The organism is Nocardia neocaledoniensis, assembly GCF_029868625.1.
In the GTDB taxonomy this organism is placed as follows: Bacteria; Actinomycetota; Actinomycetes; order Mycobacteriales; family Mycobacteriaceae; genus Nocardia; species Nocardia neocaledoniensis_A.
In genome coordinates this window covers 17,368-39,811 of the sequence record NZ_JARWOJ010000399.1, presented here as the reverse complement: position 1 = coordinate 39,811, position 22,444 = coordinate 17,368, and the positions used below count along the sequence as shown (strand labels likewise).

The 22,444-nt window shown below is 68.1% G+C and carries 24 protein-coding genes and 1 riboswitch; of the genes, 13 read left to right on the top strand and 11 right to left on the bottom strand.

What is annotated here, in order from left to right; translation table 11 throughout:
- Positions 1–123: 123 nt before the first annotated feature.
- From QH270_RS31595 to QH270_RS31575, 5 genes are all read left to right on the top strand, one after another.
- Entirely contained in the window at positions 124–582 is a 459-nt protein-coding gene (locus QH270_RS31595) for an Rv0361 family membrane protein (protein WP_280348120.1), read from the top strand.
- 44 nt (positions 583–626) lie between these two features.
- Positions 627–743: riboswitch (SAM riboswitch) on the top strand.
- Between the two features lie 17 nt (positions 744–760).
- Positions 761–1,177: a rhodanese-like domain-containing protein gene (locus QH270_RS31590; RefSeq protein WP_280348118.1), complete on the top strand. Its 417-nt coding sequence runs from the start codon at positions 761–763 to the stop codon at positions 1,175–1,177.
- A 10-nt stretch (positions 1,178–1,187) separates the two neighbouring features.
- Positions 1,188–2,396: an O-succinylhomoserine sulfhydrylase gene (locus tag QH270_RS31585; RefSeq protein ID WP_280348116.1), complete on the top strand. Its 1,209-nt coding sequence runs from the start codon at positions 1,188–1,190 to the stop codon at positions 2,394–2,396.
- A gap of 71 nt (positions 2,397–2,467) precedes the next feature.
- Positions 2,468–3,007, top strand: a complete 540-nt coding sequence (locus QH270_RS31580) for a hypothetical protein (protein ID WP_280348114.1) — start codon at positions 2,468–2,470, stop codon at positions 3,005–3,007.
- 43 nt (positions 3,008–3,050) lie between these two features.
- Entirely contained in the window at positions 3,051–3,575 is a 525-nt protein-coding gene (locus QH270_RS31575; protein WP_280348113.1) for an STM3941 family protein, read from the top strand.
- Here QH270_RS31575 and QH270_RS31570 read toward each other — a convergent pair.
- A complete protein-coding gene (locus tag QH270_RS31570; protein ID WP_280348163.1) occupies positions 3,473–3,952 on the bottom strand; it encodes a type II toxin-antitoxin system VapC family toxin in 480 nt (159 codons plus the stop codon). The two genes, QH270_RS31575 and QH270_RS31570, sit on opposite strands and share 103 nt — an antisense overlap.
- Before the next feature lie 67 nt (positions 3,953–4,019).
- Between QH270_RS31570 and QH270_RS31565 the strand changes: the two genes are divergently transcribed.
- From QH270_RS31565 to QH270_RS31555, 3 genes are read left to right on the top strand one after another with little or no spacing between them, the layout of a single operon-like run.
- Complete coding sequence (locus QH270_RS31565; protein ID WP_280348110.1) at positions 4,020–4,316, top strand: hypothetical protein; 297 nt, start codon at positions 4,020–4,022, stop codon at positions 4,314–4,316.
- The gene (locus tag QH270_RS31560; protein WP_280348108.1) at positions 4,313–5,530 is read left to right on the top strand and encodes a DUF6973 domain-containing protein; all 1,218 of its coding nucleotides are present in this window, start codon (positions 4,313–4,315) and stop codon (positions 5,528–5,530) included. The genes QH270_RS31565 and QH270_RS31560 overlap by 4 nt, the downstream gene beginning before the upstream one ends.
- On the top strand, positions 5,520–5,936 hold the full coding sequence (locus QH270_RS31555; RefSeq protein WP_280348106.1) for a hypothetical protein: 417 nt from the start codon (positions 5,520–5,522) through the stop codon (positions 5,934–5,936). Before QH270_RS31560 ends, QH270_RS31555 begins: the two co-directional genes overlap by 11 nt.
- A gap of 26 nt (positions 5,937–5,962) precedes the next feature.
- On the opposite strand, the gene QH270_RS31550 is transcribed toward QH270_RS31555, so the two are convergent.
- Positions 5,963–7,060, bottom strand: a complete 1,098-nt coding sequence (locus QH270_RS31550; RefSeq protein ID WP_280348104.1) for an SPFH domain-containing protein — start codon at positions 7,058–7,060, stop codon at positions 5,963–5,965.
- A 2-nt stretch (positions 7,061–7,062) separates the two neighbouring features.
- Positions 7,063–7,284, bottom strand: coding sequence for a hypothetical protein (locus QH270_RS31545; RefSeq protein WP_280348102.1), 222 nt, complete (start codon positions 7,282–7,284; stop codon positions 7,063–7,065).
- Between the two features lie 120 nt (positions 7,285–7,404).
- Here QH270_RS31545 and QH270_RS31540 point away from each other — a divergent pair, with 120 nt between their 5' ends.
- Complete coding sequence (locus QH270_RS31540) at positions 7,405–8,031, top strand: DJ-1/PfpI family protein (RefSeq protein ID WP_280348100.1); 627 nt, start codon at positions 7,405–7,407, stop codon at positions 8,029–8,031.
- Positions 8,028–8,486 (top strand): MarR family winged helix-turn-helix transcriptional regulator, encoded by a 459-nt coding sequence (locus QH270_RS31535; protein ID WP_280348098.1) that lies wholly within the window; start codon positions 8,028–8,030, stop codon positions 8,484–8,486. The genes QH270_RS31540 and QH270_RS31535 overlap by 4 nt, the downstream gene beginning before the upstream one ends.
- Here the strand turns inward: QH270_RS31535 and QH270_RS31530 are convergent.
- From QH270_RS31530 to QH270_RS31505, 6 genes are all read right to left on the bottom strand, one after another.
- Positions 8,446–8,883 (bottom strand): ATP-binding cassette domain-containing protein, encoded by a 438-nt coding sequence (locus tag QH270_RS31530; RefSeq protein ID WP_280348096.1) that lies wholly within the window; start codon positions 8,881–8,883, stop codon positions 8,446–8,448. The two genes, QH270_RS31535 and QH270_RS31530, sit on opposite strands and share 41 nt — an antisense overlap.
- Before the next feature lie 138 nt (positions 8,884–9,021).
- The gene (locus QH270_RS31525; RefSeq protein ID WP_280348094.1) at positions 9,022–9,570 is read right to left on the bottom strand and encodes a YceI family protein; all 549 of its coding nucleotides are present in this window, start codon (positions 9,568–9,570) and stop codon (positions 9,022–9,024) included.
- A 24-nt stretch (positions 9,571–9,594) separates the two neighbouring features.
- Positions 9,595–10,215: an FMN reductase gene (locus QH270_RS31520; RefSeq protein WP_280348092.1), complete on the bottom strand. Its 621-nt coding sequence runs from the start codon at positions 10,213–10,215 to the stop codon at positions 9,595–9,597.
- Between the two features lie 31 nt (positions 10,216–10,246).
- Complete coding sequence (locus QH270_RS31515) at positions 10,247–11,338, bottom strand: LLM class flavin-dependent oxidoreductase (RefSeq protein ID WP_280348090.1); 1,092 nt, start codon at positions 11,336–11,338, stop codon at positions 10,247–10,249.
- Positions 11,339–11,403: 65 nt separating this feature from the next.
- Positions 11,404–13,653, bottom strand: a complete 2,250-nt coding sequence (locus QH270_RS31510; RefSeq protein WP_280348088.1) for a serine/threonine-protein kinase — start codon at positions 13,651–13,653, stop codon at positions 11,404–11,406.
- Positions 13,654–13,700: 47 nt separating this feature from the next.
- On the bottom strand, positions 13,701–14,459 hold the full coding sequence (locus QH270_RS31505; protein WP_432420460.1) for an HAD-IIA family hydrolase: 759 nt from the start codon (positions 14,457–14,459) through the stop codon (positions 13,701–13,703).
- Positions 14,460–14,613: 154 nt separating this feature from the next.
- Here QH270_RS31505 and fgd point away from each other — a divergent pair, with 154 nt between their 5' ends.
- Positions 14,614–15,624 (top strand): glucose-6-phosphate dehydrogenase (coenzyme-F420), encoded by a 1,011-nt coding sequence (fgd, locus tag QH270_RS31500; protein WP_280348084.1) that lies wholly within the window; start codon positions 14,614–14,616, stop codon positions 15,622–15,624.
- Between the two features lie 100 nt (positions 15,625–15,724).
- Here fgd and QH270_RS31495 read toward each other — a convergent pair whose 3' ends face one another.
- Positions 15,725–16,231 carry a nitroreductase family deazaflavin-dependent oxidoreductase gene (locus tag QH270_RS31495; RefSeq protein WP_280348083.1) on the bottom strand — a complete coding sequence of 169 codons (507 nt, stop codon included), beginning with the start codon at positions 16,229–16,231 and terminating at the stop codon, positions 15,725–15,727.
- A 74-nt stretch (positions 16,232–16,305) separates the two neighbouring features.
- Here QH270_RS31495 and pta point away from each other — a divergent pair, with 74 nt between their 5' ends.
- Both pta and QH270_RS31485 read left to right on the top strand, forming a co-directional pair.
- On the top strand, positions 16,306–18,384 hold the full coding sequence (gene pta / locus QH270_RS31490) for a phosphate acetyltransferase (protein ID WP_280348081.1): 2,079 nt from the start codon (positions 16,306–16,308) through the stop codon (positions 18,382–18,384).
- The gene (locus QH270_RS31485) at positions 18,381–19,580 is read left to right on the top strand and encodes an acetate kinase (RefSeq protein ID WP_280348079.1); all 1,200 of its coding nucleotides are present in this window, start codon (positions 18,381–18,383) and stop codon (positions 19,578–19,580) included. Before pta ends, QH270_RS31485 begins: the two co-directional genes overlap by 4 nt.
- On the opposite strand, the gene QH270_RS31480 is transcribed toward QH270_RS31485, so the two are convergent.
- A complete protein-coding gene (locus QH270_RS31480) occupies positions 19,577–22,444 on the bottom strand; it encodes a serine/threonine-protein kinase (RefSeq protein WP_280348052.1) in 2,868 nt (955 codons plus the stop codon). The genes QH270_RS31485 and QH270_RS31480 overlap by 4 nt on opposite strands.

Below are 22,444 nucleotides of genomic sequence, written 5' to 3'. Positions count from 1 at the left end.
TCCGGCTGTCGGCAGCTGCCTTCTCCCCGGCAGCGGACCACACATCTGGCGATTCTATCTGCGGCATCGTGGCCGTCCGGCGTGCGGTGTGGTCGTCCGCGCCGGGTCTGTCAGGATTACAGCATGAGCGAGGAGCAAAAAGGGTCTGACGACCAGCCCATCGTGGTGGATCAGACCGACAAGCGTTCCGTCGTCCCGTTCGTCGCGGCCGCGGTGATCGCGATCCTCGTGCTCATCGGCATCGTGCTCGGCGGGGTGCTCTCGCCCGCTGAGAAAAATGTCACAGAGGCTGATCGGCTCACGGCCGCCGTCACCAACTATATCGACGCGCGCTCGCGCAGCGAGCTGCGTCCGCCGCCCGGTGTCGCCTGCCCCGGCTTCGACGAGGCGAAATCCGGTCTGACCGAACGACTCGGCGGCCCGACATCGGAAGTCACGGTCGACAAGAAGGGCTTCGACAAGGCGACCGTCAACGGCGACCGGGCCAAGATCGACGCCACCGTCCAGATCGGTGACCAGGCCTCGACCAGCACCTGGAACCTGACCCGGGTGGACGGCACCTGGCTGGTCTGCACCCCCTGACCGTTTGACACGGTGACCTGTGCCGGGGCAATCTCAGACCGCAAGGTCATGAGTGCCAGCATCAAGCCCCGGCTCGCTGGTCGGCAACCCTCCTCCGCGGTGGGGTGCTCCGGGTGACGACCTGGCCGTGCGCTGGACAACCGCCACGGCAAGAGCGGATTCACGCAGGAGGTTCGACATGAGTTACGCCGGCGACATCACCCCTGAGAAGGCGTGGGAGATCCTGACCGAGCACCCCGACGCCGTCCTCGTCGACGTGCGCACCGAAGGTGAGTGGGCGCAGATCGGCATCCCCGACACCAGCTCCATCGAGCGGCCCGCCCACTTCATCGAGTGGGTCGACGGCACCGGCGCCCGCAATCCGGAGTTCGCCGCGCAGCTCGAGCAGGCGCTGGCCGGGCGGCCGGACGACGCGCCCGTGGTGTTCCTGTGTCGCTCCGGTCAGCGCTCCATCGGCGCGGCGACCGTGGCGACCGCGGCGGGCATCACCCCGTCCTACAACGTGCTCGACGGTTTCGAAGGCGGCCCCGACGCGTTCGGGCAGCGCGGCAGCGTCGGTTGGCGCGCGGTCGGCCTGCCGTGGCGTCAGGCATAAGGAGAGCAGCATGATCACCGGTGGTTCGTTCGACAAGCCACTGCCCGAGGGCGTCGGTCCCGCCACTCTCGGCGTGCGCGGCGGTCTGCGCCGCTCCGGTTTCGAGGAGACCTCCGAGGCGCTGTACCTGACCTCGGGTTTCGTCTACGAGAGCGCCGAGGCGGCCGAGGCCTCTTTCACCGGCGAGGTCGAGCACTTCGTCTACTCCCGCTACGGCAACCCGACGGTCGCCATGTTCGAGGAGCGCATCCGCCTGCTCGACGGTGCCGAGGCCGCGTTCGCGACCGCGTCGGGCATGTCCGCGGTGTTCACCGCGCTGGGCGCGCTGCTGAAGGCGGGCGACCGGCTGGTCGCGGCGCGCAGCCTGTTCGGCTCCTGCTTCGTGGTGTGCAACGAGATCCTGCCGCGCTGGGGTGTGGAGACCGTCTTCGTCGACGGTGACGACCTCGAGCAGTGGGAGCAGGCGCTCTCGGTGCCCACCCAGGCCGTCTTCTTCGAGACGCCGGCCAACCCGATGCAGACCCTGGTCGACGTCCGCAAGGTCACCGAGCTGGCCCACGCCGCGGGCGCGAAGGTGGTGCTGGACAACGTCTTCGCCACCCCGCTGCTGCAGCGCGGGTTCGAGCTCGGCGCCGATGTGGTCGTCTACTCCGGCACCAAGCACATCGACGGTCAGGGCCGCGTGCTCGGCGGCGCGATCCTCGGGGCCCAGGACTACATCGACGGCCCGGTCAAGAACCTGATGCGCCACACCGGCCCCGCGCTGAGCCCGTTCAACGCGTGGACCCTGCTCAAGGGCCTGGAAACCATGCCGCTGCGCGTGCGCCAGTCCACCGAGTCGGCACTGAAGGTCGCCCAGTTCCTGGAGACCAGCAAGTCCGTGAACTGGGTGAAATACCCCTTCCTGCAATCACACCCGCAGTACGACCTCGCCACCGCGCAGATGTCGGGCGGCGGCACCGTCGTCACGTTCGAGCTCGCGGGTGACGACGGCAAGAAGCGCGCCTTCGAGGTGCTCAACCGCCTGCGCATCATCGACATCTCCAACAACCTCGGCGACGCGAAGACCCTGATCACCCACCCCGCCACCACGACTCACCGTGCGATGGGGCCCGAGGGCCGCGCCACCATCGGCCTGTCCGACGGGGTCGTGCGCATCTCGGTCGGCCTCGAAGACCTCGAAGACCTGCTCGGCGATCTCGACCACGCCCTGAGCTGAAACACGGGGCGCGCCAGGGCATCAGTGGTCATCGTCGGCCGGATGCACTGGCGCGCTGCTAGTTTCGGGTGATGGATGCCGAAGAACTCCAGGCCTATTACGCCGAGAACGATCGACGTAGGCAGCGGGCGAAGGAGCTCTTCGACGAGCGCGCCTGGCTGTTTCCGCTGGCGGGTTCGCTCGAGGGGTGGTCCGAGCGGACCATCACCGGGCCCGCCGCCACGCTGCCGCTGCGTGAACAACACCGCGGCGCGTGGTCGGCGGAGTTCGGTTTCGCCTCGCCCATCGGCCTGACCGGAATCATGGGCCAGATCCTCGATCGCGCGGTAGCCGACGGCATCATCACCCTGCCCGAACCCGGCCGCATCGACTCGGCCTACTCGACCAGGCACGAGTACTACGAGACCACTGACGGTATCGGATACGGGTTCTATCCCGCCCGCACGGACGAGTTGATCCTCTACGGCGGTTCTGCCGTGAAGTTCGAGGACATCGAACAGTGGCCGGAAGTCGGCCCGGGGGCCGCCGCGCGGGTGGTGCGTACCGTGCTCGCCACCTTCGAGACCCCACGCCCGGGCTTCCGGCAGGCGCCGTCGAACTGGCGCGGCTGATTTTCCGGCGGCGAAAGTGGCTGGTGGTCACTAGAATCGGTAGATGGGTGCCGGGGGAGCGTCGCGTCCTGCGACCAATTTCTATCCGTCTGTCTCACGCATGCTGGGCTTGCTGGCGATATCGCTGGTGTTCACCGCGGCAGGCATCTGGATGATGGCGCGCGGCGAACCGGTGATGGTGGTCGCCGGCCTCGCGGGCACCCTGTTCGGCCTGCTCGGCGCGGTGGCCACCGGCCTCCGGCTGATCCGCCGTCGACCGGAACTGACCGTCACCGACACCGGCGTCACCCATCGCCAGGGCGGCTACCTCGCGTGGTCGGACATCACCCATGCGCACATCGCCGTTCAGCACACCGCGGGTACCGAGATCCGCTACGTCCAACTCGGCCTCCGCGACCCGGAGTCCTTCTACGCCCAGAGTTCCTGGTGGTCCCGCCAACTGGCGAAAGCCAACGCCCGCCTCGGCTACGGCGGCCTCAACCTCCCCGAATCCACCCTCGGCGCCTCCGCCGAACAAATCCTCGAAGCCCTCCGCCGCCACCACCCCGACCTCCCTGTCCACCCCTGACCGACAGAGGTCGCCATGTTCTTGTCGTGGGTCACGACGGCGAGGTCTTCCAAACCGCTCCGTAGAGCGGAAGCCAGATGGATGGCATCCAGGGGCCTGGTGTGCGAAATGACGGCCTCGGCCTCGTTCAGGACAGCGTGATCGATCGGGATGACGTCGATGTAGTCGATGATCCGATCCCGCTCGAGTACCGGCAGCCCATCGCGGCGCAGCACCCTGGTCATCTCGGTACACAGCGACGGCGAGGAGATGACTCGACTGCCCTCCCTTCCCGCGGCCTCATCGAACCACTCGGCGGCCGCGGGCGAGGCGGCCTCGGTGAGCCGGCGCCCCGCCGGCTGGCGAACTTCCGCTACTCTGAAGCGGTTCTTCGGCAGCGCTGCGGCCGTTCATGTGGTTGCCGCGTCGCGACCAGGGGATCAACCGTGCAGAGGGGGCACGTCGGTGTTGGAAGCTGATACTCAACAAATTATCGAAGTTGCGAACAAGCTCGAGGGCGTCGGGAATCAAGTGGATGATCTGGACATCAGATCCACGGCCAGCCCGGTACTTCCCGGCACTGATATATCGGCACTGTGTGCAGAGCTTGCAGAAAAGACTGAAGGGGCCTATCTGAGAGTCGCCGAGAGGATGAAATCCGTTGCGGCGAGCATGCGTACGTGTGCGGCGCAGATTTCTATGACGGACTCAGAATTCGCCAGCAAGATGAATGAGATGGACTACACGGCGGCCCAGTCTTGACGAAGCAGATAAAGCCGAAGAAGTCCGAACTGGATCGGTGGGACCTCGATGGTTTACAGGCTTGGGTGAGCAAACTCAAGTCCGTGAACGATGGCTTTCTAGAGAAAATAACCTCCTCTCGAAACTACTTCGGAGAAGTGGCTGCGAGTTGGCAGGGTGTAGCCTACAACGCCGCTTACGAAAGGGTAGACGAGGATTTTGAACAGTCTCGGCGCATCTTCTACGAAATTGAAGACGTGCCGACTGCGGCACAGTCTTCGGTGACGAATCTGTGGTTGCTCCGCCGTGCTGCGCTGGACAAATACTCGGATGCCACCTTGGCGGGGTATGCCGTATCCGACGACTGGATTGTAAGCGGCAGCGATAAGGGATCAACATCGAGATCGGACTTCCAAACGTCCCTGAACGTTGCCTTGGATTCGCTGTCGATCGAGATATTGAACTTGCAAGGCATCCTAACATCCAATGCTCTGAGGATTCGCGCTGCGGGTGACCTGCTGGGTTCGGGAAACATTATCGATGAGCAAGCGACGGTGGCGCGCAGCAACTCGCTCGCGCAAGGCTTCCATGATGACCTGCTGGCGCGCTACAACGTCACAGTCGATCCAGACGGAATGACGACGTGGCCGAAGCCGCCGTTGAGCTGGATCTTCGGCGCGATGCCGATGACAACCGGCGAAAGTAGGTTGCTGACGGATATCGGACTGGATGGTGCCCGGGATGCGTACGGCGTGTACAAAACTGCGGTCCACGAGTCCGAGAACGTTTTCGAGGGTCAAGGAATAACCGACGGTCATTCGGACGCATTTCGCCATGCGTATTGGAACGCCATGCTGGCGAACAGATTCGGTCCAGAATTCGCTGAGGAATACGCGACCGCCCACGAAAGAACCGGTACGAACACGGCGACGGCCGAAGCGATGGACCTGCATAACAATGAGGTCGGCAGGCGTATCGCTTCCGAGCATCCAGATGCCGGCCCTGAAGAATTGGCTGCCCGTATCAAGGATGCCGTGCAGGGCGGCCAGATGGTCGTAGTGGATTCGAGCGGTAGACTTGTCCCAAGCGATTCGGTGGGTCTCGGTCAAACCGGCCGCGCAACTGATCTACCCGCTACCGGCGGCACCAATCCGGTCGATCATGGCATCGACTTCAAACCTGGTGGCTACAATCCCGGAAGCGACGGTGAGAACTATGGTACGAGTGATAACTAAAGGCACCCAGATTCTCTTTGCGCTGATATTGGGGCTGATCGTGACGGGATGTGGGGTCTTGGGAGATCATCTGCAAGAAGACAAGTTTCTCTCCGGGCAGTTGGCCGATCTTCGGCAGCGTGGAGGCGCGCTGCGGCTGGCGGATATCACCGAGCCCGGATGGGACAAGGTGTACGTATCGCACCACCCGGTCAGCCGCGATTATGTGGAGAAGATGGTCGGTGCCGAGGTGGAAATGGAAGATGCATTTCTGGGGACGGGGAACGTCCTAGTCTTCCTTGGGGGCGGCGCCGTGCGCGAAGCGATCTACATCAGCCCGGATCTGCTGCCGCCCGGCACGTACAGCAGCAACGTTCGGATTGTCGCCCCCGGCTTCCCCGCCCTGCTCCAGGCGCATGACGGCTAGGTGCAGGGCGGCAAGGCCGTAGCGGCTCAGGCCTTGTCGACCTCGCCGTTGGACAGGGCCTTCTGGAGGGAGTTGAAGACCGTCAAACCCTGGCCGACCATGCCGTTGACGAGTTCGCCGACGCCGTCGGGGCCGTTGAGGACGGTGAGGTTGGCGTTGGACAGGCCCGCGGAGGCCTGCTTGACGATCTCGGGGAGCTGCTCGATGAGGAGCTGGTCGAGGGCGATGCGGTTGTTGGAGGCGGCGGCTTCGGCCTGGATGCGGGTGCGGTCGGCTTCGGCCTCGGCGAGGATGCGGACTCGTTCCGCCTCGGCCAGTGCGGGTTTCACGACCTCGGCCTGCAGTTCCTGCTCGCGCAGTTCGGCGTTCTTGCGGGCCTGCTCGGCCTGGGCGGTGAGCACCTCCTGGCGCGCGATGGCGTCGGCGAGTGGGCCCGCCTGTGCCGCTTCGGCATTGGCCTTGTCGATGTCGCGCTGATACTGCGCCTTGAGGATCGAGGTCTCGCGCTCGTATTCGGCGCGGCGGCGCAGTGACTCCTGCTCGGCCTCTGCGGCGCGCTGCGCGGCCTGGGCCTGAGCGATCTGGGCGTCGCGCTGCACGGCCGCGTTGTGCGGCGCGGCAAGGGCATTGATGTAACCGAGGTTGCCGTCGTCGATGGACTGGATCTGGAACGAGTCGACCCACAGGCCGATATTGCTCATCTCCACCTTGGAGGCGATCAGCACCTCGTCGGCCAGCTTCTGCCGCTCCCGGATGATCTCCTCGACGGTCATCGAGCCGACGATCGAGCGCAGGTGGCCGGAGAAGATGCGGCCGGTGAGCACCGACATCTCCTGCTCCTGCTCGGACAGGAAGCGCTGTGCCGCATTGACGATGGACTGCGTGTCGTTGGCGACCTTGAACGCGATCACCGCGCGCACGTCCAGCTGGATGGCCTGCTTGGTGACGCAACGCTCCCTGATCTCGGACTCGAACATGGCCAGCGAGAGGTAGCGGACCTTGCGGAACAGGGGGACCACCCAGGTGCCGCGGCCGATGACCACCTTGAACGGTGCGTTGTCCTTGGTCTTGGCGCCGCTGACCAGCATGGCTTCGTCGGGATCGGGAACGTGGTAGCCGAGCATGTTCAGTTCTCCTTGGTGAGTGGAATCCAGGCGACGACGTCGACCATCCGGCCCGGGTGGACCGCGATGATCAACACGGTGGCTCCGGCCTCGATCGGCTCGTCGGCGCGGGCGAGATAGGTCTCGGTTCCCCCGCGGATCGCGACGAGCACTTCACCCAGCGCGCCCGCCGCCCGGATCGGCGACGTGATGGTTCCCGTCAGGCCCTGTACGGGGTCGGTCATCGCGCTGAGTCTCCTTGTCTCGCACCGAATGACGTCAGCGTACGGCGTGGGGCCTGTTGACGGGTTTCGAAATTCTTATTGACAGTATGCTGTCCAATATGACAGCATACTGTCATGATGATGACGACAGTCCACATGGCCGTGTACGACACCCTCGCCGACTGGGAGGTGGGCGCCGCCACCGCGCACATCGCCAACAGTGGCTGGCACCGCGAGCCGGGAACGTTCCAGGTCGCGACGGTCGGGCTGAGTACCGATCCGATCACCACCGCGGGCAGGCTGCGGGTGACGCCGGACCTCGCGCTCGCCGATCTCGACCCGGCCGACAGCGCGATGCTGATCCTGCCCGGCGCCGATCTGTGGGACGGCGACGCGCTTGTGCCGTTCGCGGACGCGGCGCGCCGGTTCGTCGACGCGGGCGTGCCGGTCGCCGCGATCTGCGGCGCCACCTTCGGGTTGGCCAAGGCTGGTCTGCTCGACGACCGCGCGCATACCTCCAACGCCGTGGAATACCTGGCCTACAGCGGATATTCGGGCGCCGAGCACTACGTGGACGCGCCCGCCGTCACGGATCGCGACGTGATCACCGCCGATTCGATGTCGCCGTTCGAGTTCGCCAGGGAGGTCTTCACCCGTCTGGAGGTGTCCGAGCCGCGCATCATCGACGCCTGGTACGAGCTGTTCGCGCACCGCGACCCGGCGGCCTACGCGGTGCTCGCCGAGTACGAGGCCGCCAACGCCTCATGACCGACGATCAGGCCCTGTTCTCGACCGCCGCCATCACCTCGTTCAAGCTCAACGGCCAATTCCTCGCCGTGGCAGAGGAATTGGCCGCCCCCGCCGGGCTCACCGCGGCCTGGTGGCAGGTGCTCGGTGCCGTGCTCGCCGAGCCGCTGCCGGTGGCGGGCATCGCCCGCGCGATGGGCATCACCCGGCAGAGCGTGCAGCGCATCGCCGACCTGCTGGTCGACAAGGGCCTGTGCGAATACCGCCCCAACCCGGCCCACAAACGCGCCAAGCTGGTCGCGGCGACCGAGGCCGGACTTGCTGCGGTGCGGCAGATCGGCCCGCAGCATGCGCGGTTCGCCCAGCGGCTGGCCGCGGAGCTGGGCCCGGCGGAGTTCGCGGCCACGGTAGCCACGCTGACCCGGTTGTCCTCGGTCATGGAGAAGATCGGCACCGAGGCCGCGTCCGCTCAGTGAATCGAGCCACGGAGATACATCCGGACCAGCGGGTCATCGGAGTCCCGCAGCTCGGCCAGGGTTTGGCCGCCGCGACGGCGCCCTTACGCATGATCACGAGCCGCTCGGCGTAGCCGGTGGCGGTGAGCAGAGGGATGTCGTGGGTGATGACCAGCACGGCCGCGCCCGTATCGGCATACTCCCGCAATGACTTCCACACCGCGTACGCGGTGCCCTGATTCAGGGACGCGGTCGGACTGTCCGCGACGAGCACGTCGGGCGCGGTGAGCAGGGCCGCCGCGAGCGCGGCCCGCTGGATCTGACCGGCGGAGTGCTCGCGCGGGAGAAGACGCAGGGCCTCAGTCGGGTAATAGGCGGCGGCACAAGCTCGTTCGACCGACCATGCCCCGCGCCACACCGACCGGTATCGACGTCGACAGTGAGCGAGCGCAATTCGGCAGCCACCACCCCGGTGTGCCCGGTGAAATCGGCGCTGACACCATTGGCTGAAACGCCCCCGTCGCCGGTGGCGACGAGGGCGTTGGAGGGGTTGTGGTCAGCTCTGGAGGACGGCTTCGATCTCGAGGGTGAGGGTGATCTTGTCGCCGATGACGGCGCCGCCGTCGGGGAGCGGCATGTCGATGTCGAGGCCGAAGTCGCGGCGGGAGACGACGGTCTTGGCTTCGAAGCCGGCGACCGGGCCGTTGCCCATGCCCGGGTTCACGCCGAGGAACTCCACCTCGAGCGAGACCGGCTTGGTGTTGCCGCGCACGGTGAACTCGCCGTCGACGACGAAATCGTTGCCCTCGCCGCGGAATCCGGTGGACTTGAAGGTCATCACCGGGAACTGCTCGGCGTGGAAGAAGTCGGCGGTGCGCAGGTGACCGTCGCGCTGGGCGTTGTCGGTGGTGAGGGAGTCGACGCGGATCTCGGCGTGTGCGGAGGCCGTGCCGTCTTCGCCGATGACGAGCGCGCCGTCGAAGTCGGTGAAGCGGCCGCGGACCTTGCTCACCATCAGGTGGCGGACGGCGAAGCCGACGGTGGAGTGGGTGGGGTCGATGGCCCAGGTGCCTGCGGTGAGTCCGTTGGCGAGTGCGGTGGTCATGAGAACTCCTTGTGGGGTCGAGGTCTAGCGGGGCGAGTCGGCGGCGAGCAGATCCGCGAACGGGGTCGGCTCGTCGTAGGGGTCGGCGGGCACTGCGGCGGGCCTGCCGAGGACTTGGGTGGCGAATTCGCCTGCGGCGCGGTCGATCCGGTTGTTGAGGGACTGGTCGGCGCCGCGCGCGCCCCAGTCCGAGGAGGCGGCGTACACGGCGGTGGGTACGACGATGGAGCGCAGGTACGCGAACAGCGGTCGGACCGCGTGCTCGAGCGCCAGCGAGTGGCGTTCGGTCCCGCCGGTGGCGCCGGCCAGAACCGGCTTGCCCGCGAGCGAATCGGGTTCGAGCACATCGAAGAAGGTCTTGAACAGACCGCTGTAGGAGGCGCTGAAGATCGGCGTCACCGCGATCAGGCCGTCGGCGTCGACGACCTGCTCGATCGCGGTCCGCAGCGACGGCGCCGGGAAACCGGTGAGCAGATTGTCGGCGAGGTCGCGGGCGTGGTCGCGCAGGTCGACGAAGTCGAGTTCGACCTCGGCGCCCGCGGCGCGCAGTTCGCGGGCGGTCGCGGTGGCCAGCCGGTCGGCCAGCAAACGGGTCGACGACGGCTGCGACAGTCCCGCCGACACGACGGCGATGCGGGTGCTCATCGGAACACCTCCTGATCGGGGTGGCGGGCGGTCATGCGTCGACCTGCGCGGCGTTCTTGGCGGCGAGCAACGAGGCGTGCGTCGGGGCGTCGGGCACGTGGGTGGGACGACCGGCCGCGAACTCCTTGCGCAGCACCGGGACCACTTCCTCGCCGAGCAGGTCGAGCTGCTCGAGCACGGTCTTCAGCGGCAGGCCGGCGTGGTCCATCAGGAACAGCTGGCGCTGGTAGTCGCCGAAGTGCTCGCGGAAGGTGAGCGTCTTCTCGATCACCTGCTGCGGGCTGCCCACGGTCAGCGGGGTCTGCGCGGTGAATTCCTCCAGCGACGGGCCGTGTCCGTAGACGGGCGCGTTGTCGAAGTACGGCCGGAATTCCCGGACGGCGTCCTGGGAGTTCTTGCGCATGAACACCTGTCCGCCGAGACCGACGACGGCCTGGTCGGCGCTGCCGTGGCCGTAGTGCTCGTAGCGGCGGCGGTACAGCTCGATCAGCCGCTGGAAGTGGTCGGTGGGCCAGAAGATGTGGTTGGCGAAGAAGCCGTCACCGTAATAGGCGGCCTGTTCGGCGATCTCCGGGCTGCGGATGGAGCCGTGCCAGACGAACGGCGGTACGTCGTCGAGCGGGCGCGGCGTCGAGGTGAACGACTGCAGCGGAGTGCGGAACTTGCCCTCCCAGTCCACGACGTCCTCGCGCCAGAGCCGGTGCAGCAGGTGATAGTTCTCGATGGCCAGCGGGATGCCGTCGCGGATGTCCTTGCCGAACCACGGGTAGACCGGGCCGGTGTTGCCGCGGCCGAGCATCAGGTCGACGCGCCCGTCGGCCAGGTGCTGCAGCATCGCGAAGTCCTCGGCGATCTTCACCGGGTCGTTCGTGGTGATCAGCGTGGTCGAGGTGGACAGCATGATCTTGTCGGTGCGCCCCGCGATGTAGCCGAGCATGGTGGTCGGCGAGCTCGGCACGAAGGGCGGGTTGTGGTGCTCGCCCATCGCGAACACGTCGAGTCCCACCTCCTCGGCCTTCTGCGCGATCGCGACCATCGCCTTGATCCGCTCGGCCTCGGTGGGGGTGCGGCCGGTGGTGGGATCGGTGGTCACATCACCGACGGTGAAGATTCCGAACTGCACGTGCCCTCCTTTGGTTGCCATGGCAACTATAACCTAGAGGGGTCGCGGTGTATTCCCGAACATCCTCAGCGCCGGGCGGAGGGGTCGATCACCCGGTAGAGCGCGTGCAGATCGGACTCGAGCGCGTAGTAGACGCGCAGGGCGACGACGAAGGCGAACAGGCCGCCGACACAGAGCGCGATGATCGAGGCGAGCACGGCCTGCTGCTGCGTGGGGTCCAGGAACACCAGCCCCACGGCGACGCCGAGCAGCGGGACCGAGGCGGCGATGCCGAGATAGATCCGGCTGCGCCGGGCCAGGCGACGCAGGGGGATGGTCTCGGCCGGGGATCGGTGTCCGGCGGCGATCAATGCCGGGTAGTACCAGCGGAGTACGAAGAAAGTCACCGGGAAGTAGCTGTAGACGACGGCGATCGCCGCGGCGATCATCTGGGAGGCGATCAGGTTGACGTACAGCCCGGCCGACAGCTCGGCGGTATCGCGCAACTGGATCAGGAATACGACCATGGCGATCATCCACCCGGCGAACGCGACGACGGCGACCCGATCCCCGCACGCGAGAGTGTCCGCGCGCGCTCTGACCAGGGTGGCGTCGTCGTAGTGCTTGCCGCGCCGCAGACCCTCGGGTACCAGGAACACCAGCCTGCACCAGTACAGCAGCAGCGCGACACCCAGCGGATAACCGATGAGGGCGGCGATCACGGCGAGCCTGGTGAGCTGGTGCTGCGCAGCCGCGCCGAGTTCGAGGGACAGCAGCTCGGTGTTGTGCGCCGAGAGATACAGGGCGCCGAGCACCTGCCCGATCACGCTCGACAGCGTCACGACCGGCAGCGGCCGGTTGTGCAGCCGTCCGCGCACGCTCTGCGCGGGCGGGTCGACGAGGTCGCGGGCCTTGCGGTCCAGCGCGAGGTCGAGGTGCCGGGCGAGGTCGGCGCCGGAGGCGAATCGGTCGCCGGGGTCGGGCGACAGGCAGGTCAGCAGGGCATGGCAGAGCACCTGTGGACAGTCCGGCGGCGCGGCAGCCTGGAGGCGGGCGTCGATCGGCTGGCGGCGGCGTTCGATCATCTTGGTGAGCACGCTGTCGGAGTCGCCCGTCGCGACGTCCTCGGCGAACGGATTCCGGCCGGTCAGCAGTTCCCACAGCACCACCGCGAGCGCGTAGAGGTCGCTGCGGGTGTCGAGGTCGGCGGCGGAGGTCGGCAGGCCGGGATCGCAGGCTTCCAGCTGCTCCGGCGACATATAGGCCAGCGACCCGCCGAAGTACGCGACGGGGCTGGCGCCGGGGATGTGGGTGCTGAAGCTGATGTTGAAGTCCGCGAGTTTCGGTTGGCCTTCCGCGGTCAGCAGCACGTTGGCCGGTTTGACGTCGCGGTGCAGCACACCGCACCGGTTGGCGTGGTCCAGTGCGGTCGCGAGCCTGCTGCCCAGCCAGGCCACCGCCTCGGGCCAGGTCAGCTTCGCCAGGGCGGTGCGGGTCGGGGATGTCACCGGCGTGAGCACGCCGTCCGCGGCGATCGCGGCATCCACCGCATCGAGCAGCAGCTGACCGGTGCGCCGGTCTACCGGCGTCGCCCGAACCAGCCGAAGCACGCCGAGCAGGGTGCCGCCGGGCACGTACTGCATGTACATCAGCTTCAGGTGCTCGTCCGCGCGCTGGCGCTGGTCGAACACGCGCACGATGTGCTCGTGATCCAGTTGGGCCAGGGTCTGCGGTTCAGTGCCGCGATCCTGCGAGATCTTCACCGCGACGAGCCGCTGCATGGACCGCTGCCGAGCGAGGAACACCCGCGCGAACGCACCCTGTCCGAGCCGGAGCAGCAGATCGAAGTCGTCGATGGTGCTGCCCGCGACCAGGCCGTCCAGCGCGTCGACGGTGGTCGGGTCGGCGATCAGCGTGGTCCGGAAGCTGTCGGAGGTGAGGGTCGCGGTGTCGAGCCGGGTGGCGATCTGCGCCATCTGCGGCGCGAACTCCTGCTCGTACTCGCTGAGGTCGAGGTCCTGATCATGCCCCCGGCTGCGCACGCTGATCTCCTCGTAGATCAGGTCCGGTGGCAGCGGCGCCGCGTCCAGTTCCGGGAATTGCGCCCGATACTCCGCGAGCCGCTTGCGGGTGCCCGCCCCGCGCCACCGCCTGCGCAGATCGACCTTGATCAGCTCGATCAACGCCGAGCGCCGCAACCCCCGGTCAGCGGGCAGATGAGCGGCCAGATCCGGCGGCTCGCCCGAGCTCTCCCACGCACTGTCGAAACCCGCGACCAGCCGCGTCAACGCGCTGCGCGTCGCCGCTACACGATCAACACCACCGTCGGTATCCATGTGGCCACCCGATCACGTGATTTGCCGAGCTATCCGAGAGTATCCCGTCAGTCCAGAAACGGTGTCCGGGTCCGATTGAGCAGGTCGGCGACCGAATCGACCACCAGCGTCGGCCGGAACGGGTACTGCTCGACGGAACTCTTGGTGGAGATCCCCGACGTGACCAGGATCGTGCGCATCCCGGCCTCCAGACCGGAGATCACGTCGGTGTCCATGCGGTCGCCGATCATCACCGTGGATTGGGAGTGCGCGCCGATGCGGCGCAGGGCCGAGCGCATCATCAGCGGGTTCGGCTTGCCGACGTAGTACGGCTCCTTGCCCGTGGCCCGGGTGATGAGGGCGGCGACCGAACCGGTGGCAGGCAGCACGCCGTCGCGGGACGGGCCGGTCGCGTCGGGGTTGGTGGCGATGAACTTGGCGCCACGCTCGACCAGCCGGATCGCGGTCGTGATGGCCTCGAAGGAATACGTGCGGGTCTCGCCGAGCACCACGTAATCGGGGTCGCTGTCGGTGAGCACGTAGCCGATCTCGTGCAGGGCGGTGGTGAGGCCGGACTCGCCGACCACATAGGCGGTGCCGTGCGGGCGCTGGTCGTCGAGGAAGGTGGCGGTGGCCAGCGCCGAGGTCCAGATTGATTCCTCGGGGATGTCCAGGCCGGTGTGGCGCAGGCGCGCCTGCAGGTCGCGCGGGGTGCGGATCGAGTTGTTGGTCAGGACCAGGAAGGGAATCTCGTTCTTCCGCAGTTCGGCCAGGAACTCGTCGGCGCCGGGGATCAGTTGATCCTCGTGCACCAGCACACCGTCCATGTCGGTCAGGTACGACAAGATCTGCTCATCCTTGGCGGTCACCAGCTAATCATCCGCTAAAACCGGCGACCGTGCGACCAGACAGTAGCGATCGGCGTTGGTTAGTGTCGAAGCGGCAGGGGCTGCGACGAAGCGAATGACAGGAGTGGCTGAGATGGTTGATCTCAAGCTCGGATACAAGGCGTCGGCGGAACAGTTCGGACCGCGTGAGCTCGTCGAGCTGGCGGTGGCCGCCGAGGAGCACGGGCTCGACAGCGCGACCGTCAGCGATCACTTCCAGCCGTGGCGCCACAACGGCGGCCACGCGCCGTTCTCGCTGGCCTGGCTGGCCGCCGCCGGTGAGCGCACCGAACGGATCATGCTCGGCACCTCGGTGCTCACCCCGACCTTCCGCTACAACCCGGCCGTCATCGCGCAGGCCTTCGCCACCTTCGGCTGCCTGTACCCGGGACGGGTGATGCTCGGTGTCGGCACCGGCGAGGCGCTCAACGAGATCGCGACCGGATACAAGGGCGAATGGCCCGATTTCAAGGAGCGTTTCGCCCGCCTGCGCGAGGCGGTGAACCTGATGCGTGAGCTGTGGACCGGCGACCGCGTCGATTTCGACGGCGAGTATTACCACACCGTCGGTGCCTCCATCTACGACGTGCCCAAGGGCGGCATCCCCGTCTACATCGCCGCGGGCGGCCCCGTCGTCGCGCGCTACGCCGGTCGCGCCGGCGACGGTTTCATCTGCACCTCGGGCAAGGGCATGGACCTCTACACCGAGAAGCTGCTGCCTGCGGTCGCCGAGGGCGCCGACAAGGTGGGCCGCGACCTCGCCGGGATCGACAAGATGATCGAGATCAAGATCTCCTACGACACCGATCCCGAACTGGCGCTGCAGAACACGCGTTTCTGGGCCCCGCTGTCGCTGACCGCGGAACAGAAGCACGACATCACCGACCCGATCGAGATGGAGGCCGCCGCCGACGCGCTGCCGATCGAGCAGGTCGCCAAGCGCTGGATCGTGGCCAGCGACCCGGACGAGGCCGTCGCCCAGATCAAGCCCTACCTGGACGCGGGCCTCAACCACCTGGTCTTCCACGCCCCCGGCCACGACCAGCTGCGCTTCCTCGACCTGTTCGAGCGCGACCTGGCTCCTCGGCTGCGCGCCCTCGGCTGACCGCGAGACCGAACCGCTCGGCCGGTTCCGACACCTCGTCGAACTGCCGAGCGGGTTCAGCGGCGGCCGACGACCATGTGGCGCAAGCCCTCAGCCGCGGCTATGCCCGGCGGAGGGCGAAGATGCGGAGGTCGCGGGTGGTGCGGTCGCGGTAGGCGGCGTAGGCGCCGGTGATCTCGACGAAGCGGGCGAAGACGGCGTCCTTCTCCTCGTCGGGGACGACGGTGGCGGTGACCGGGATGCGCTCGCCCGCGATGGCGACGGTGGCGGAGGGGTCGGCGAGCAGATTGGCCGTCCACGCGGGATGGTGGGCCTGGCCGAAGTTGGAACCGACGACGTAGAGGGTGTCGCCGTCGTGCACGTAGAGCAGCGGCTGGGTGCGCGCGACACCGGACTTGCGGCCGGTGGTGGTCAGCAGGATCACCGGGGCGCCGATCGGGCCGAGCACGGTGTACTTGGCGTCGGTGCGCTCGAGCACGGCCCGGTCCAGCGGCGTCGCGGTGCGGATCAGCCAGGAGCCCGGCTTGGTCGCGGCGAAACGGTTGGCGGCGCGCGAGAGCAGGGTGGTGCGCGAACCCCACTGCCGATCCGGGAACTGCGATGTCATGGGCCGGACTATAACGTGGCCGATCGCGCCACACCGAACGCCCGAATCGCGGAGAATTCACTAAGCTCGCGAGCATGGTCGAACAAGCGCCGTCCACCGTGTACATCGCCTCACCGGAGGGTGACACCGGAAAGTCCACGGTGGCGCTGGGCGTGCTGCAGATGCTGTGCGCGACCACCGCCCGCGTCGGGGTGTTCCGCCCGATCACCCGGTCCACCGACGAACCCGATTACATCCTGGAGCTGCTGCTCGAGCACAGCACCGCCGATATCGGCTACGACCAGGCCATCGGCGTCACCTACGAGGACGTGCACCGCGATCCCGACGCCGCGATCAGCGAGATCGTGATGCGGTTCCACGACGTGGCCAAGGCATGCGACGCGGTGGTGATCGTCGGCAGCGACTACACCGATGTGGCCAGCCCGAGCGAGCTGCGCTACAACGCCCGCATCGCCGTGAACCTGGGCGCGCCGGTGTTGCTGGTGGTGCGCGGCGCCGACCGCACGCCCGCCGAGGTCAAGCAGCTGGCCGAACTGTGTCGCAGCGAGCTGGTCGCCGAACACGCGCAGCTGGTCGCGGTGGTGGTGAATCGCTGCGATCCCGAGGAGATCGACGAGATCGGCTCCGCCATCGCCGATCTGGGCGTGCCGTCGTGGACATTGCCGGAGGTGCCGTTGCTGATGGCCCCCACGATGGGCGAGCTGTGCGGCGCCATCGACGGCGAGATCTACAGCGGCGACCCGGAACTGCTGCAACGCGAGGCCCTGCGCATCATGGTCGGCGGCATGACGGCCGAGCACATTCTGGAGCGACTGTCCGACGGTGTCGTCGTCATCGCGCCGGGCGACCGCTCCGACGTGCTGCTCTCGGTGGTGAACGCCCATGAGGCCGCGGGCTTTCCGTCGCTGGCCGGGATCATCATGAACGGCGGCATCCGCCCGCATCCCGCGATCGCGCGCCTGATGGAGGGTCTGCACCCGAAGCTGCCGATCCTCACCACCGAACTCGGCACCTACGACGCCGCCAGCGCCGTGCACCGCACCAGGGGCCGGATGTGGGCAGGCAGCCCGCTCAAGGTCGACACCGCGCTGGCCCTGATGGAGGAGCGCGTCGACGCCCCGGAACTGCTGAAACGCATCCAGGTTCCGCCATCGCACGTGGTGACCCCGCAGATGTTCGAGTACCAGCTGATCGAGCGGGCACGCGCGGACCGCAAGCGGATCGTGCTGCCCGAGGGCGACGACGACCGCATCCTGCGCGCCGCGGGCCGGGTGCTGCAGCGCAAGATCGCCGACCTCACCATCCTCGGCGACGAGTCCGCCGTCCGGGCGCGCGCCGCCGAACTCGGCGTCGACATCGCCGCCGCCCAGGTGCTCGACCCACGCACCTCCGGCTACCTCGACGAATTCGCCGCCGAATACACCGAATTGCGCAAGCACAAGGGCATGACGCTCGAACGCGCTCGCGAAACCATGGCCGACATCTCCTATTTCGGCACGATGATGGTCTACAAGGGCATCGCCGACGGCATGGTCTCCGGCGCCGCGCACACCACCGCGCACACCATCCGGCCCTCCTTCGAGATCATCAAGACGGTGCCGGGCGTGGCCACCGTGTCGAGCGTGTTCCTGATGTGCCTGGCCGACCGGGTGCTCGCCTACGGTGACTGCGCGGTGGTGCCCGATCCGACCTCGGAGCAGCTGGCCGATATCGCCGTGTCCTCGGCGGGCACGGCGGCCAGGTTCGGGATCGAACCGCGAGTGGCGATGCTGTCCTACTCGACCGGCGAGTCGGGCAGTGGCGCCGATGTCGACAAGGTGCGCACCGCCACCGACCTGGTCCGCGAACGAGCGCCGCAGCTGCCGGTGGAGGGGCCGATCCAGTACGACGCGGCCATCGAGCCCGCCGTCGCCAGCGCCAAGCTGCCCGATTCGGAGGTGGCCGGGCGCGCGACGGTGTTCGTGTTCCCCGATCTCAACACCGGCAACAACACCTACAAGGCGGTGCAGCGCAGCGCGGGCGCCGTCGCGATCGGCCCCGTGCTGCAGGGCCTGCGCAAGCCGGTCAACGATCTGTCGCGCGGCGCGCTGGTCGCCGACATCGTCAACACGGTGGCGATCACCGCCATCCAGGCGCAGGGGGAGCAGGCGTGAGTGACCTGGTACTGGTCCTGAACTGCGGGTCGTCCTCGATCAAATATCAGCTGCTGCACGCGGATTCGGCCGAGGTGCTGGCGTCGGGGCTGGTCGAGAAGATCGGTGAAGCCCACGGCGGCCGGATCGTGCACGAGTGCGGTGACCGGAAGCTGGTGCACGACGGTGCGATCGCCGATCACCGGGCGGGTCTGCGGCAGGCGTTCGAGATGTTCCGCGAGACCGGCATCGACCTCACCACCATCGGGGTCGGCGCGGTCGGGCACCGGGTGGTGCACGGCGGCGAGGTGTTCTGGCAGCCGACGCTGATCACCGACGAGGTCGTGCGCACCATCGACGAGCTGTCGGTCCTCGCGCCGCTGCACAACCCCGCCAATGTGATCGGCATCGAGTCGACCAGGGAACTGCTGCCCGGCATCCCGGAGGTCGCGGTGTTCGACACCGCCTTCTTCCACACCCTGCCCGAGGCCGCCAAGACCTACGCCATCGACGCGAAAATCGCCGCCGCGCACGGTGTTCGCAAGTACGGCTTCCACGGCACGTCGCACCACTACGTGTCGGAGAAGGCGGCGGAGTTCCTCGGCAGGCCGGCGAGCGAGCTCAATCAGATCATCTTCCACCTGGGCAACGGCGCGTCGGCCTCGGCCGTGCGCGGCGGGGTCGCGGTGGACACCACCATGGGCATGACTCCGCTCGAGGGGCTGGTCATGGGCACGCGCCCCGGCGATCTCGACCCCGGGATCATGCCGCAGCTGATGAACGCCGCCGGGCTCGATCTTCCCGCGGTGGAGCAGCTGCTCAATCGCAACTCCGGGATCAAGGGCCTGTCGGGCGTCAACGACTTCCGCGAATTGCAGCAGCTCATCGACAACGGTGACGCCGCCGCGAAACTGGCCTACGACGTCTACATCCACCGCCTGCGCCGCTACCTCGGCGCCTACCTGGTGGAACTCGGGACGCTCGACACCGTCGTCTTCACCGCGGGCGTCGGCGAGAACAGCGCCTCGGTCCGCGCCGACGCGCTGGCCGGGCTCGCCGGGCTCGGCATCGAGGTCGACCAGGAGCGCAACGCGACCAGAACGCCTGGCGTGCGGGTGATTTCGCCGGATTCCGCGCCGGTGACCGTCCTGGTCGTGCCGACCAACGAGGAACTCGCCATCGCGCGGGCCGCGCACCGGCTGGTCGGCGCCGCCTAGAACCAGGACTTCGCGCGCAGCGAGTTGGCGAGGTCGACCAGGGCGTAGCGGTGGACGCGGTCGGGGGCGTTGCGCGCGATCGAGCGCAGGCCCGATTCGGTGCCGTCACGCAGGTCCCGCTCGTCGAAGGGGCGCCCGAACAGCTTGGCGTCCTTGCGTTTCGGTGTGTTGCCCGCCTGCAACCAGGCCAGCGCGGTGCCCTGGACCAGGGTGCGCATGAGGGTCGAGCGATGCTCGCCCGGCGGGATGGACTGGGCGCGGGAGGCGGCCAGGCGCAGGATCTGCTCGTCGAGGTCGGCGACGGGCGCGCTGGTGAGCAGCAACAGGATCGCGGTGGTCTGCGCGGTGGTGAAGTGCCGCGACGACGCGGGCACGTCATCGAGCGCGTGTACCGCCTCGCCGACCCGGCCCGCCACCGCCTGTTGCCTGGCCAGGCCGAACGCGGCGCTGACCACGGCCCGGTCGGTGCGCCACACGGTGCCGTAGTAGCGCTCGGCGAAGGCGCGCCACTGCTCGGGCGAATCGGTATCCCAGTGCTGCAGAATGAGTTCCGCGGTGGCGGCCAGCGCCAGTTTGGGCGCGATCTCGCCGGGCAGCACTCGCAGCACCGCCTCGAAGGCGGCGAAGGCGGACTCGTAGTCGAGTTCCAGCAGGTATGCCTGGCCGATGAACCAGTCGGCGCGCCAATCGGATTCACCGGAGACGCGGTCGAGCAGGTGCAGCACGGCCGCGGACTCGCCCAGTTCGAGACGAGCCCTCGCCTCGGCGAAAACCAGCTCACCCGCCAGCGTTTCGGGCGCGTTGTCGGGGTCGGCCTCGGCGCGCTCGCGCGCTTCGTGCAGTGCTTCCAGCACGCGCTCCGGCTCGAGGTTGGCCGTGGCGGCCAGCAGCGGCGCCGACGGATCGGCGGGGTCGAGCAGCGGAACGGGCAGCGCGGCGACGACATCGCCGGAATCGAGCAGCGGCGAACGGCCGACGCCGTCGAGGTAGGCGTCGGTCTGGCTGATCAGTTCCTCGGTGCCGAAGCTGGCCCGCTGTGGACTGAACACGGTGGACAGCTGGGGATGTTCGGTATCGGTGTCGTAGGCGAGGATCTCGCGCAGCACTCCGGCCAGCTGGGCCGACATCGCCCGCGCCGACGGGAACCGCAGCGCCGGATCGGTCTCGGTGGCGGTGAGCAGGAACCGGTGGAAGAACTCGTAGCGGGCCAGCAGCGGTTCGGTGACCGGGTCGGGAATGCCGTCGACATACCGGCCGTGCTCGGTGGGCAGCGCCAGCGTGAGCGCCGCGAGTGTGCGCCCGACGGTGTACACGTCGGAGGCGGGGGTCGGGCCGGTCCTGGCGATCTCGGGGGCCTGGAAGCCCTTGGTGCCGTACAGGTTCCCGTACGCCTCGATGGGGGCGACGGCGCCGAGGTCGATGAGCTTGACCTGGTCCTCGGTGACCATCACGTTGTCCGGCTTGAGGTCGTTGTAGGTCAGGCCGATCGAGTGCAGGTGTTCCAGCGCGGGCAGGATCTCCAGCACGTAGGCGATGGCCTCGGCCAGCGGCATGCGCTCACCGGACGGCCTGGCGTCGAGGATGTCGCGCAGCGAACGGCCGCCGACGTACTCCATCACGATGTAGCCGATGCTCGAGCCGTCCGGGGCCGTGTGCTCGACGAAGTTGTGGATCTTGACGATGCTCGGGTGCGTCACCTCGGCCAGGAACTGCCGTTCGGCCACGGCGACCGCCTGCGCCTCCGCGTCACCGGCGTGCAGCAGGCCCTTGAGCACCACCCACCGATCGCTCACATTGCGGTCGATCGCCAGATAGATCCAGCCGAGCCCACCGTGCGCGATGCAGCCCTGGATCTCGTACTGCCCGGCGACCATATCGCCCTCGTGCAGCGACGGCCGGAAATCGTAAGCGGCGCCGCACGTCTCGCAGACCCCGGCCGACGAGGCGGCGCGCGCCGGCGTGGACCGGCCCACCGGGTTCGCGCACCGCCAGCAGAATCGCCGACCCTCCGACACCACCGGGTCCGACAGCACGGCCTCGCGCGGATCCGCGGGCGTGACAGTCGGAATCGGCACCAACCCCGCACCGAGCCGCCGCGTCGGCCGCGACCGCGCCGTCCGCACGCTGCGCCCCGACCGCGCGGTGCTCGGCCCGGTCTGCGGGGTGGACGTGCCGGGTTCGGCTGTGGTCGCGGAGGTATCCGGCGGTTCGGTCACACGCCACGGCGCGTCATCGCCCTGCGCTCCGGCACGCTGGGTGGCGGGAGCGTCGTCCAGCTGCGCCCCGAGGGGGAAGCGCGGGCGCTGGGCGGCCTGTGTCGCGGGAGGGAGATCGGTCCGCGGCGTCACCTCGGTGGGCGGTGGAACGTCCGCGTGTGCGGTGCTCGGCGAAGAGCCGGGCCGGTGGGCCGCTTGCGTCGCCGGTGGGACGTCGACACGCGGCATGGCCTGGGGTCGCGACGAGCCGGGGCGGTGGGCGGCTTGCGTTTCCGGCAGGTCGGACGGCGCCGCCGGGCCGGGCGCGATATCGGCGGGTGGGGTGACCGGGACCGAGGCCGGGCGGTAGGCGAGTTCGGTGCCTCGCGGCTGATCGGGCTGGGCGAACTCGGCGGGCCGTGGCGTCAGCTGTGTCGCATGCGCATCTCCGGCGGCCCCGGCATCCGCTGCGGCGGTGGGATTCTGCCCGCCGTCGACGTGATCGGCGCGCGGTTGCTCGGGGCGGGCGGCGACGATGGGGAGGGGGAGGGTTTCGTCGTCGGCGGGCGCTGGTGGCAGCGTCCAGCCGCCGGGAAGGGTGCCTTCCTGGCGGGGCTGGTTCTCCGGGTCTGGTTGAGCCGGAGCGCTTTTCGGCGGCTTCTCGCTCAT

Excerpts from the sequence above, each read along its gene's own strand:
- QH270_RS31575 (WP_280348113.1), top strand. The coding sequence starts at position 3,051 with ATGGGTGCCGGGGGAGCGTCGCGTCCTGCGACCAATTTCTATCCGTCT.
- QH270_RS31580 (WP_280348114.1), top strand. The coding sequence starts at position 2,468 with ATGGATGCCGAAGAACTCCAGGCCTATTACGCCGAGAACGATCGACGT.
- QH270_RS31505 (WP_432420460.1), bottom strand. The coding sequence starts at position 14,459 with ATGGACGGTGTGCTGGTGCACGAGGATCAACTGATCCCCGGCGCCGAC.
- QH270_RS31510 (WP_280348088.1), bottom strand. The coding sequence starts at position 13,653 with ATGGATACCGACGGTGGTGTTGATCGTGTAGCGGCGACGCGCAGCGCG.
- QH270_RS31495 (WP_280348083.1), bottom strand. The coding sequence starts at position 16,231 with ATGACATCGCAGTTCCCGGATCGGCAGTGGGGTTCGCGCACCACCCTG.
- QH270_RS31520 (WP_280348092.1), bottom strand. The coding sequence starts at position 10,215 with ATGAGCACCCGCATCGCCGTCGTGTCGGCGGGACTGTCGCAGCCGTCG.
- QH270_RS31545 (WP_280348102.1), bottom strand. The coding sequence starts at position 7,284 with ATGACCGACCCCGTACAGGGCCTGACGGGAACCATCACGTCGCCGATC.
- QH270_RS31590 (WP_280348118.1), top strand. The coding sequence starts at position 761 with ATGAGTTACGCCGGCGACATCACCCCTGAGAAGGCGTGGGAGATCCTG.
- QH270_RS31595 (WP_280348120.1), top strand. The coding sequence starts at position 124 with ATGAGCGAGGAGCAAAAAGGGTCTGACGACCAGCCCATCGTGGTGGAT.
- pta (WP_280348081.1), top strand. The coding sequence starts at position 16,306 with ATGGTCGAACAAGCGCCGTCCACCGTGTACATCGCCTCACCGGAGGGT.
- QH270_RS31525 (WP_280348094.1), bottom strand. The coding sequence starts at position 9,570 with ATGACCACCGCACTCGCCAACGGACTCACCGCAGGCACCTGGGCCATC.
- fgd (WP_280348084.1), top strand. The coding sequence starts at position 14,614 with ATGGTTGATCTCAAGCTCGGATACAAGGCGTCGGCGGAACAGTTCGGA.
- QH270_RS31535 (WP_280348098.1), top strand. The coding sequence starts at position 8,028 with ATGACCGACGATCAGGCCCTGTTCTCGACCGCCGCCATCACCTCGTTC.
- QH270_RS31550 (WP_280348104.1), bottom strand. The coding sequence starts at position 7,060 with ATGCTCGGCTACCACGTTCCCGATCCCGACGAAGCCATGCTGGTCAGC.
- QH270_RS31540 (WP_280348100.1), top strand. The coding sequence starts at position 7,405 with ATGACGACAGTCCACATGGCCGTGTACGACACCCTCGCCGACTGGGAG.
- QH270_RS31480 (WP_280348052.1), bottom strand. The coding sequence starts at position 22,444 with ATGAGCGAGAAGCCGCCGAAAAGCGCTCCGGCTCAACCAGACCCGGAG.
- QH270_RS31585 (WP_280348116.1), top strand. The coding sequence starts at position 1,188 with ATGATCACCGGTGGTTCGTTCGACAAGCCACTGCCCGAGGGCGTCGGT.